The organism is Bacteroides sp. HPS0048, assembly GCF_964240755.1.
GTDB classification, from domain to species: Bacteria; Bacteroidota; Bacteroidia; order Bacteroidales; family Bacteroidaceae; genus Bacteroides; species Bacteroides nordii.
Genome location: NZ_CAXSVC010000024.1, coordinates 88,742 through 100,939 on the forward strand (window position 1 = coordinate 88,742; position 12,198 = coordinate 100,939).

The 12,198-nt window shown below is 40.9% G+C and carries 4 protein-coding genes; 3 read left to right on the forward strand and 1 reads right to left on the reverse strand.

The window, feature by feature from the left end; translation table 11 throughout:
* Position 1: 1 nt before the first annotated feature.
* Entirely contained in the window at positions 2-3,505 is a 3,504-nt protein-coding gene (locus ACESQI_RS17335) for a TonB-dependent receptor (RefSeq protein ID WP_281962371.1), read from the reverse strand.
* Between the two features lie 1,284 nt (positions 3,506-4,789).
* Here ACESQI_RS17335 and ACESQI_RS17340 point away from each other — a divergent pair.
* Genes ACESQI_RS17340 through ACESQI_RS17350 form a run of 3 tightly spaced genes read left to right on the forward strand, consistent with a single transcriptional unit; the run spans position 4,790 to position 11,590 of the window.
* Positions 4,790-6,133 carry a PEGA domain-containing protein gene (locus ACESQI_RS17340; protein WP_195661500.1) on the forward strand — a complete coding sequence of 448 codons (1,344 nt, stop codon included), beginning with the start codon at positions 4,790-4,792 and terminating at the stop codon, positions 6,131-6,133.
* A 16-nt stretch (positions 6,134-6,149) separates the two neighbouring features.
* Positions 6,150-8,738 (forward strand): fibronectin type III domain-containing protein, encoded by a 2,589-nt coding sequence (locus tag ACESQI_RS17345; protein WP_195661499.1) that lies wholly within the window; start codon positions 6,150-6,152, stop codon positions 8,736-8,738.
* A gap of 11 nt (positions 8,739-8,749) precedes the next feature.
* Entirely contained in the window at positions 8,750-11,590 is a 2,841-nt protein-coding gene (locus ACESQI_RS17350) for a leucine-rich repeat domain-containing protein (protein ID WP_195661498.1), read from the forward strand.
* The last annotated feature ends 608 nt before the right edge of the window (positions 11,591-12,198 follow it).

Below are 12,198 nucleotides of genomic sequence, written 5' to 3' on the forward strand. Positions count from 1 at the left end.
TTTAGAATGTAATATCGATGCCAAATGAGAATACCTTACTGAAATTGTATACTTCACCGGAATTCTCAACGTAAGACGAAGACGAAACAGCTGCTTCGGGATCAATGTATTTACAGTATTTCTTCATTGGCGACCAGTAAGCAAGATTTTCTCCGGTGAAATAAATACGTACCTGCTGGAGATATTTTTTTAACACCGGAAGAGTATAGCCTATTGTCAGATTCTTAAGCCGTAGATAGGCTACGTTCTGGATATACCGGTCATTGGGTGATGTCAGAGTATAGTGAGAATTGGTATTGTCAGAGTATGCTTCATAACCGCGAGGGAATGGGAAGTATGCATCTGTATTATCTTCGCTCCATACCTGATCAACCAATTGCTGGCTTAAGAATGTATTGTGCGGACGGCAATACGGTCCCCAGAAAAGATTGGCTTGGCCGGAGCTGGGATACCAGTTGCGTTTGCCCACACCTTGAAACAGAATAGAAAAATCGATGCCGTTCCATGAAAAATCACCACCGAATGTATAAGAGTACCTTGGAAGTGAATTACCGATGACTACCCGATCTCCCGGATCTTCGACCGTGTTTTTACCGATGGAAATCTTATTATCTCCATTGAGATCCAGGAATTTCGGATCGCCGGCATGAAGTCCCTTGCGGGTGGCTGTGGCGTCGATACGTTTGGTAAAGTAGGAGCAGTCAACTTTTTGGGCATATTCTGCCGCCTCTTCATCGGTACGGAAAAGGCCGTCGATTTTATACCCCCAGATATCTCCGAGTTTTTCACCTACATAGTGTTCCGAGATCAGTCGGGTATCATTGTCGAACCGGGTTACTTTGGTCTGGTAATCGCCGAGACTGGCGCGCAACGAATAAGAGAACGGCCGGCTAAACAGAGTCGCTCTGTCGCGCCAGACGAAACTGAGTTCCCAACCTTTAGTACGCATATCCGCAGCATTGGTACGCGGTTCGCTTGCACCATAAACTCCGGGGAGCGATGCTCCCGGCATCATCATATCGGTGGTGTTGCGTATGTAATAGTCACCACTGAATGTTAGTCTGTTGTTTAAAAAAGCAAGGTCGACTCCCCAGTCATACGTCGTTATCTTTTCCCATGTCAAATCATTGGCTACAGGGGCGTCTTCACGGGCATATGTCAGCTTATCCGTACCATTGAACGTAAAATCTCCACTGGTGAGGTTGGTGTTGATCTTTTGAACAAACAGGTAGTCCGATACTTGTTGGTTGCCAAGACTACCGATAGAAAAACGTATTTTGGCATTATTCCACCACTGGCGTAAAGGTTCCCAGAAATTCTCCTGACTGATACGCCATCCGACAGAACCTGAAGGAAAGTATCCCCAGCGGTTGCGACTCCAGAAACGTGACGATCCGTCGGCACGTCCGGATGCTTCAAACAGATACTTGCCGTCATAGTCATAATTAACACGTCCAAAGACACCGAGTGTCTTGTACTTTGATTGTCCTCCGCTGACAGAATAAGTCGATCCGGCAGAGAGGTTGAAATCATTCAGATCTTCCGAAAGATTTCCATCGACCGATACTGCATTCTTGCGGTAATAACGGGTGTCATATTGCATACCGGCTACAATCTTGAAATTGTGTACCTGATTCCAAGTGTGCGAATAATCGGCAAATGCTTCAAATGTCTGTTTATAGAGTGATTGGTTGGTTTCTTGAAGTTCGTTACGAAATTTGCTGGTGGTTTCCCATGAAATCACGCCTTCATGTGAAGAATACGGTGCATTGTTATAGCGATATTGTCCGAATTCATGAGAAAAACGATATGCGTGACTCAGATGCAATGTTAAACCTTTCACGATATCTAATTCAAGGTTGTTTTTAATTGTCGCTTCATTCACTACCTCTTCGTTGGAAGTTTTGCCGTAAGTAAGCATCAGGTTCATGTCACCAAGTACGCCGGCTCCTTGGTTTACTATTTCGGTACTATGTACGATTGTTCCATCGGGATTTTTAGGGACAAATAATGGAGAACCACCCATGGTTACATTACGAAATGTCGTTTGCTGGTTTTTCATTCCTGGCCACCACATTTTACCATAAAAATAGTTCAGATTGGTGCTAAAGCGGGCCCACTTTGTAATATTAATGTCTAACTTTCCGCGAATACTGTAATTGTCATAAGGGTCATTTTGCAGGTTCATAATCCCTTCGGTATTGTAATAACGGCCGCTGACGTAGTATTTTACCCTGTCATTTCCCCCTCTTATCGATACATTGTGCTCATGTTGCATGCGAGTACGTTTGTAAATGTAATCATACCAATCGAAATTTCCATAATATTTGTATGTTCCGTCTTCTTCGGCTACTACCCACGGGCGTTCGGGGTTTTCGGTCTTATCGCCGCGACGTATCTCGAGTTCATTCCAATCGTCCTCATCATATTTAAGATAGTTTATCCCCTTATTCGAATAATAGAAAAAGCGGTCAACTACTTTGGCCCAGTCGTAACCACTGGTTATGTAGTCGGTACTTGTGGTGTTCTTTAATAGACCGAAACGGCCGTTATATGTAACTTTTACGCTGGAATCACTACCGGTTTTGGTGGTGACTAATACTACACCGGCTGAGGCTTTTGCACCGTATACCGAAGCCGCTGCTGCATCTTTTAATATGGATACTGACTCTATGTCGTTAGGATTAAGGCGGTTAAGCTCCATCTCCACACCGTCGACGAGAATAAGTGGGGTACCTCCATTTAGAGATGCGGCACCACGAATATCTATTTCATAGCCTGAATCGGCTCTACCGGTATTAATGCCAATATTTAGCGATGGGTCCAGCCCTTGCAGGGCTTGTGCAGCGGAAGCGACAGGGCGGCCGTTGATCTCTTCATTTCCAATCACCCCGACAGCTCCCGTTAGGTTTACTTTTTTCTGGCTACCGAATCCGACTACTACTACTTCGTTAAGTATAGTCGAATTCTCGGTCATGGTAATATTCAAGACGTTTGAATTGCCTACTTTTATCGAAACATCGGAGAAGCCTACATAAGAAAACTTCAGTGTTTGTCCTGAAATCGCTTCAATGGAATAATCACCGTTCACGTTGGTGATTACGCCTTTACCCGATTCGGGATTAAGGACGGTAACACCGATAAGTGGTTCTTTATCAGTACCATTTATCACTTTTCCGGAAATCGGGCGTGGCTTTGGTGTCGCAGGGGTATTCTCGGTTGGTTGTTTCCGGTTTTGGATGATAATACTTTTGTTGGTCACTGTATAAGTGACATTTTGTCCCGTAAATATACGGCTAAGTATTGTACTAATAGATTCATTTTTAGCTGAGACTGAAACTTTACGATTCATGTCCACGTCATTCGATTCTACTGTTACGGAAAATCCATATTGCTGTTGCAGTTTCAATACAGCTTCGCGTACAGTCACATTCTTTACTTGAAAATCAATACCTGTTGCAAGTGCCTTACCGGGAAGCAATGCGCTGACAACTAACGCAAACACTATAAAGGTGTTTCTTAGTATTGATTGATTAAAATGATAGCTGTTGTACATGTTATAAGATTTATTATAATTGATTGATCAGAATTGATTCATTGATATTGTTTTCATTTATTGTAGCAGGGATATTTATAGTATTTCATGAAGTACTTTATTCTATCTATGTTATTAGATTTAGTTTTCTACGAGTCATCATTCCATCGTTTTAGATTGGATAAGGGAATTGGGTTTCTCATTGTATTTGGTGCTAACTTTTTTATCATAAATGAATCTGATATGGGTAGTTCTACTTAAAGAACCCACAATAGAAAGAGATTACGTAATGGAGAGTTGCTTTTTTTGTTTCAACTCAATATATTGTGTGAATTAATTGTGATATACATTCTTTTTTATTGATAGATATATTGTGATATTTTAATTTATGGAGATATTTGAATGACATTGATAGATACCTTGTCGTAATTTTTTTTGGGTGTAAAAATAAAACAATAGGTAGCCTGTTATTTTCTTTCATTAAAACGTAAATGATCGCAGATTATCGCAAATTAGATGGCTTGCTGTACTTGAGCGTCGATATTCTTTGCGTGAATTTGTGATAGTCTGCATTTCAATAAAACTATCTTTTAATTAGGATACAGTACTTATTGAAATAAGCTTTTAGAATATTGCAATTTTATAGGTGACATTGAATAACCGGAAGTGTACATTCTTGTATAGTAAAAGTATATGTTTTATATATATGTATATATGATTATCAGTTGTTTACTGGAAATCTATTTGAGTGGTTATCTATACGTTTTTTCTGTACAGCTATGAATTATCGTTTCATTTATCTTCAGAATATTCTCTTTGCAATATGTTATTTTCTTTTTTGTAGAAGAATATTTTGTACTGGTTTTCCGGTACGTGGAAATAAATCTATAATAAATTTGTTCTTTTTTTTTCTTTTTGCTGTGGCTGTGATAGAAAATTGTTATACATTTGCAATATAGTTTTGCTATTCGTGGTGGCGAGTTATAATTAGCAAAACTTTTAAATATTAGAAAAAAACGCAAGAAGCGTAAAGTTATTATCCCCTAATTCGGAATCTGGAAAATTCAAAATGTCATGGGATAATAGCAACAGTCTTCTCACGCCAACGTTATAGTTAGGCGTGAGGATTGTTGTCTATTCATGACATGGGCATTTTCCAGAGCCTCGGATTTAGAATAGAATTAACAGTCCTCGCGCCTTCTTTATGCAGTTAACCTCCGTCAAAGAGGACAGGCGGAATAAAAACTATACACAATGACAAACCAAGCAAGGCGTGGCTTCTTTTTAGTAGTCCTCTTTTTGACCAGCTTCTTATCTCAGTGGGTCTATGCACAAGGAAAAATAGAAGTTGCTTCTTTTAACCGAATGGAAACTGACATTACAGCTCGCGTCACGGCTCCTAAGAGAGATCAGAACGGAGAAGTATGTGCACTGATCCGGATTGTAACTACTGTAAAAGATCTGATGTTCGAACCGGACGCTTTAGGAATCACTGCCCGTGAAAACAAACCGGGCGAAATCTGGCTTTATGTACCTCGCGGCGCTCGCCGTATTTCTATTATGCATGACAAATATGGGGTGCTACGCAATTACTTTTACCCCGATATTATTGATAAATCTACCGTCTATGAAATGGAAGTACGAGTCAATGACGGTACTTCCCACGAACCTGTAGATACAAATACACAACTTTTAGTGATGCGCCCCGACCCGGCTGATGCTACTATCTATATAGATGATGAAAAGGTGCCTACGGAAAAAGGGCTCTTCACGGCTACCATGAAGAAAGGTAGTCATACCTATCGTGTGGAAGCTCCGATGTATGCTTCGGAAGCCGGAGTCGTCGATTTGGGGAGTGAACAGAAGATTATGAGTGTTACTTTAAAACCAAAATTCGGATACCTCGAAGTCTTTTCTTTACCGGAGCAGGATGCCAATGTTTACATTGATGGTACTTTGGCAGGGCAAACACCTTATAAAAGTGACCGTATGCCAATACGTTCCTATAGACTTCGTATAGAGAAAGATCTTTTCTTTCCTATAGATACGGTGGTGAATATCTCCGCCGGAGAAACAAACGGGCAAACCTTCACAATGATTTCCACGATTAAACCTAAAGAGCCACGTCGTATGCTGGTGATGGCTGAAGTAGGTTATCATCCTTCACAATTGTCTTATGGCGGTATGATTGGTTTTGTTCGCAAGAACGGAGCTTATGTAAAGTTTCGTAGTGATTTCGGTTCTGCTTCCGCTGATTTGGAGTGTGATGATAGCGGCGCGTTGACTTCCGGAGGTGAGGGTACTCCCTATTACAAAGAAGGAGTCACTCAGAAAGCCCGTTTGTCGGTCACTGCCGGTTATCTGCGGCAATTATGGAAGCCCGTTTATCTCTATGCAGGTGCAGGGTATGGTAGCCGTACATTGGCTTGGGAAACTGTAGAAGGTGAATTGGTGAAGAATACTGATCATTCGGCGGTAGGTGCTGCTGCCGAACTGGGTGTTATCGGGCGTTTGGGTAAGTTTGCTCTTTCTGTAGGATTTCACACTGTGAATTTCAAGCATCATGAAGTTACTGTTGGAGTGGGTATTATATTTTAATTAGTGGAAGTAAAAAATGAAAAAGATAACACATCTTATTATATGCAGTCTGCTGTTAGTGATGGCAGCCTGTGAAAAGGATACGGAGCCTGCAAATTTTGCTCCGAAGTTGGCGACTGGTGAAGCGACCAATATTTATCGAACCGGAGCTACTCTGTCAGGAAGCATGGAAAAGGCAGAAGGAGTGGTGGTAAAAGAATACGGTGTTCTTTATTCCACGTTGCAGAGTATGGCAGAATATACTGAAGTGAAAGTTGGCACAGACAATGAAGGTAAATTCAGTGTGCAACTTCAGGCATTGGAACCCGGTAAGACATATTATTATTGTAGTTATGCCAATAGCGGATACAGTATTGCTAAGGGGGAGACAAAGAGCTTTACTACGGTAGAGAGCAAGACGCCCGTCTTTAGTGATTTGCAGGTCTCGGGCACCGATGAGAAAAGTTTTATCGTATCTACTTCTGTGCTGGATGACGGAGGAGGTGAAATGTTCCTTTCCGGCTTTTGCTGGAAAGAGACGACAGATGCGAATTATGTGCCTACGGAGAAGGACAACACAAAGAATATAGACGACGTGTCCAACTATCAGGTACGTATCAATGACTTGAAACCGGGAAGGCTCTACGCAGTGCGTGCGTATGCTATCAATTCCAACGGGCGTGGGTATGGTACAACAACTTATGTAACAACAAAGACGACTGATCTTCCCGTTGTTTCTTCCTGTGCTCCGCAAGACTCTACCAATGTCTCCATCACAATGCAGGCACGTATATTGGCCAATAGTACTTTGGTGACAGAGAAAGGATTCTGTTATAGTTCGGAGGTACAAGAACCTACCATTGCCAATCTGAAAGAGATTTCATTAGTGCCCGATACAACGATTTATGGAACAATCGGTGGCTTGAAGCCGGGAAATACATACTATATCCGTGCATATGCTGTCAGCAGTCTTGGTGTTGGCTATGGTGATGTATTCTCGTATACTATCCCCGGAGGAGAAGTAGACAATGAGTTTTCCGTCAATACCTTGAGTGTAGAGGATATCAGCCGGACATCAGCGTTAGTAAGAGGAAAGGTGAATGTGAGCGATCTGAGTTCTCTTATCGAATTCGGACTGGAGTGGTTTGAGGGATTGTCGGATATGAGTTATGTCATCATAGACAACTATCCGAGTGCTAATATCAGTCAGTTGACCGGAGAATTTTCATTGCAAATGTCCTCTTTGCCTTCCGGCAAGAAAATCAGGGTGCGTGCATGGGCGAGGATCATGCAGGGCGGAAATGAAGTAAGGGCGCAAGGTGAACTTCTGGAGTTTACCACCGTGCAGAGCAATCCGGCTGTTGTGGGCTATCCCACAGTGAGTAATGTAACAGCAAATTCGGCATCTATTTCTGCCTCAATTGATAAGAATAAAGGCGGTGAGATTACAGCATGCGGATTTTATTACAGTACGGTTCATGATACCCCCGACAGTCAGGATGTCCAGGTGTCATCCTCCACTGCAGGGAATGCGGTTACAGCTAATCTGACAGGACTGGAGGAAGGACAAACTTACTATATTCGTGCTTACGCAGTGAATGAGGCGGGGATGTCCTATGGTGATGTTGCTGTTTTCCGGACGGTGGCTGTCACCCTGCCTGTTGTAAAAATGAATGAAATCACTAATGTGACCCCTTCTTCTGCAAAGTTGTACGGCACTGTCACTTCGGCCGGATCCGGCATTATTCATCGGAAAGGTTTTTGTTGGAGTAATACGCAGACTTCTCCTTTGCTTGGACAAGATACCAGTTGTGAAGTCTCAACCGGAGAGGATGTGTACTCTTATGCCTTGACAGGGCTTTCCGGGAAAACGAAATACTATGTTCGTGCCTATGCTGAAAATGAGAAAGGAATAAGCTATAGTGAAACCGCTGAATTTCAGACAGGATCTGCTGCTGTAATTCCTACACTTAGCGGAACTACTGTAAGTGAAATAGGTGAAACTTCTGCTAAAGCGGTCGCTACAGTCGTGAGTGATGGGGGGATTTCTGTCTCCGCTAAGGGCTTCTGCTATAACCGTACGAATAGTTTGCCTACTATCGAAAATGGTACAACTGTTACCGATGTATCAACAGGATATTCGATAACTGGAGCTTTAGACAATCTGGAACCCAATGTGAAATATTTTATTCGTGCTTTTGCTAAGAATGAGGAGGGTACTGCATATGGAGCGGTGAGTGAGTTTCAGACAACACAGTTAATTGTAGTGCCAACGGTAAGTTGGCTGCAAGTTACCAATATTAAAGAAACCGCTATAGATGCTTCTGCTACTGTTACTAATGACGGTGGGAGTACAATTCTTTCCAGAGGTTTTTGTTATAGCTCGACAAATAAACTTCCTGCAACGGAAGATTCAAGTATACAATCCTCAGATGTTACTCCTACTTTTGCTGCCGGAATAACAGGCTTATTGCCTGAGACAACTTATTATGTTAGGGCTTTTGCCAGTAATGAGAGAGGTATTGCTTATAGTGAGACTTATACAGTGAAAACGTTAGCTTCCGGACCAGTAACGCCGGAGGTGGATGATAACGAGCCACCTGTAAATACAAAAATTGCTAAATAGACTGAATGATTATGGAAAAAAGTATAAAAAAGATAGTAGTAACTTTAACGGCTATTTTCTTCTGCTGTGTAACCTTAAAAGCAGAGACTGTACATATAGAGGTTGCCGGAACTTTAAAAGATTTACTAGGTGATAAGCAGACCACTATTACAGAGTTGACTTTATCCGGATTTGTGAATGGAACGGATGTTGGCTGTATTCGTGCTATGTCTGCATTGAAGGTATTGGATATGAAACAGTGTACGATAGTAGCTGGAGGTGAATCGTATGCTTTTAATACGACTACCTCAGATAATTGGATTAGCGGGTGGATGTTTTACCAGATGAAGACCATTGAACAGATAATATTGCCGGATAATGTGATTGGTATTGGAGACGCAGCATTTTGGGAGTGTAGTGCTAAGTCCGTTATCATTCCTGAAGGGGTGGTGAGTATAGGAGACAGTTTTCGTAGGTCTGGTCTTGTTTCCATTCATATACCTTCTACGGTGACTTCCATTGCAGATTATGGCTTTTGGCAAAGCTATGATTTGAAGGAGGTTACTTTTGCGGCTAATTCTCGGCTACAAAGTATTGGGCAGACCGTTTTTAGTGAAACGGTCATAACAAGTATTGATATTCCGGAATCGGTAACAAGAATTGGATATTGTTGTTTTCAGGAGTGTGACGAACTGGTTGCAGCCAACATCCCTCCTAAGGTTCGGGTAATAGAGCAAGCAGCTTTTAAATCATGTTTTAATTTAGAAAAAATAGATATGTTTGAAGGCTTGGAAACAATTGAGCGCGGAGCATTTGCCGGTTGTACCAAATTGGCAAATGTGACTCTTCCTTCTACGCTAATTACAATCGGAGATACCATTGGAAGTGGTTATAGTGATGGGGCTTTTTATGGTACGGGTATAGAGACTATTGTTGTTCCTGATAAGGTCACGATGTTAGGGACTGGCTCGTTCTGTTCATGTACAAACCTGACTCATGTTACTTTGCCGGAGGATCTGACTTTTCTTGCAAAAGAGCTGTTTCAATGGAGTAATAAAATTCAGCATGTGAATATCCCCAAATCTTTGGAAAAGATAAAGGATAATGCCTTTAGTGGGTGTAATGCATGGGTTGATGCTATAGAAATACCTGTGGGAGTAACAGAAATAGGTTCAAATGCTTTTGAGAGCTGTTCTTCTATTCCTTCAGTGACTTTGCCGGAGGGGTTACTCAGTATAGAGCATTATGCTTTTTCTAATTGTACGAGTCTTGAATTTATCAATATTCCCTCGACTGTAAGGTCTTTAGGTAAAGCATTTCCTGATTGTAGCAATTTAGTTTCTTCATTGGTTATACCCGAAGGAATTACTTCGTTGGCTTATGAGACATTCAGTGGTTGTAGGAAAATACCTTCTATTCAATTACCAAGTACATTGATTGATATAGGCGGAGATGAAAATAGCAGTTATTGGTCTTCTGGTCGTGTCTTTTCAGGTTGTGAAAGTCTTCAGTCTATTGTATTGCCTGAGAAGATAAGGGTTATTCCACAAAGTACATTTGAAAATTGTAAGAGCTTGACGGAAGTTGTTTTACCCGATAGTTTGCGAATAATCGGTTCAAATGCATTTTATATTTGTCTGAACTTAAAGGAGGTTAAGTTTCCGGAAAAACTAAGATCTATTGGGAGTGAAGCATTTGTTTCAACTAAATTGGAGGAAATTGTATTGAATGATAGCTTGAAAACAATAGAAGGAAATGCTTTTTATAGTAATGGAAAATTGAAGTATCTTTATGTCCCTAAAAGTGTGACAAGCATTGGACGCTATGCGTTTGGAAATTGTAAAAATTTGAAGAGTATCGTATATGACGCAGAAGTTGATATACCAGATAATACAGCTTTTGGCTTTACGCAAATCGGATACAAGTATTTTGATAATGTTCTTCTGTATCTACCTTCTGACGCAGTAAAAGTGCCCGAATCATGGCAAAAAGTACAAGTTATTCGTAATGGTGAGATTGAATCTGTTACATTTGTTGACTCTGCATCGATATACATTGCCCGCCCTTTCAAAACGAAACAAATCAACTACTCTCGCAATTTTACAATGGAAAGTGGGTTACACAACTCAGCAGGTTGGCAAAGCATAGTTCTTCCTTTCGCAGTATCCCGTTTTACACATGAAACAAAAGGGGAACTTGCTCCTTTCGGTAGTAGTATCTCCGGAGCGAAACCGTTCTGGCTCCGCGAGCTCACCTCTGACGGCTATACAGTTTCTTCTGCTTTGCAAGCAAACAAACCATATATAGTCTCAATGCCTAATAATAGTGCATATGAAGATACATATAATATAACGGGAGTTGTTACTTTTACGGCCGAGGATGAGGCTGGCATTACAATCCCTGCCACTCCCGCCTCCATGTCAATAGGGGAGACTGCCGATTATAAATTAGTACCTACCTATCAGGATATTGCTGCTAATGACACAGTATATGCTCTGAATTCTTCCGTCTATAATGAGACTCCTGCTGGTAGTGCTTTTGTGAAAGCTTTGCGTGATGTTCTTCCTTTTGAGGCCTACGTAGTCAGCAAAGAGTCTCCTTCTTTTGCGCCTGCGATGTATAGCATCGGTGGTAGTGGGGGAGATATCACTGCTTTAGAGAAAATACTTCTGAAAGAAGACAAATCACTTAAGATTTATACGCAAGGCAACACCTTATATATTGAGACTGATAAATCCCGTCTGATCTCCATTTACGGAGGAAACGGAATCCTGATTCGTTCGGTCAATGTGTATGAAGGTGAAAATGCAATAAACAATCTTCCTGCCGGTATCTATTTCCTTGAAGGCAAAAAAGTGATTATAGGCAATTAACTGGTAAATTTATGTTTGTTTTTTAATATCCTTGCCACCGTTTGGGAAAACATGTGGCAAGGAGCTTTTTTATTATACAGCAACTTTGTTTCAGTACATGAATTTACTTTTTGAGTTTATATGTATACTGGAAAATTCACTCGCAGCAATCCCCTTCCGTTCACTTCAAAATGATCCCCTAAAAACTTTTAAGAGGAAAATTTAAACAGACTTTTTAATTAGGTAAGTTCTTTCAAATGAAACCTTTCCATTGGTATTATTCTATATTTTATATAGTTTTACCGTAGAGGAAAGTTTTTTTCTTCGTCCTCCATTCATATTCTTCAATCCGATTCTGGTAAATACACTTTGCCGGTCCATATTAAGCCATTATTTATGAGAGAAGCACATTGCTTATGAATGAGATTTTCAAAGAAAAATCCCGTATTCTTTCTGTCTTTATAAAGAATATCCAATTTGTACAATGCTCTTATCCTTATCAGTATGCTTTTATATATGTAAGTAATAGCTTTAATATGAGAATAACTCAAAGACAGGGCCGACGCATTAAAATGCGCTGTCCTGTAAAAGTGTTGACAGGTATTTTTCATCCCATCCTGCTTTCAGCC

Coding starts and splice junctions, on each gene's coding strand:
- ACESQI_RS17350 (WP_195661498.1), top strand. CDS start 8,750: ATGGAAAAAAGTATAAAAAAGATAGTAGTAACTTTAACGGCTATTTTC.
- ACESQI_RS17340 (WP_195661500.1), top strand. CDS start 4,790: ATGACAAACCAAGCAAGGCGTGGCTTCTTTTTAGTAGTCCTCTTTTTG.
- ACESQI_RS17345 (WP_195661499.1), top strand. CDS start 6,150: ATGAAAAAGATAACACATCTTATTATATGCAGTCTGCTGTTAGTGATG.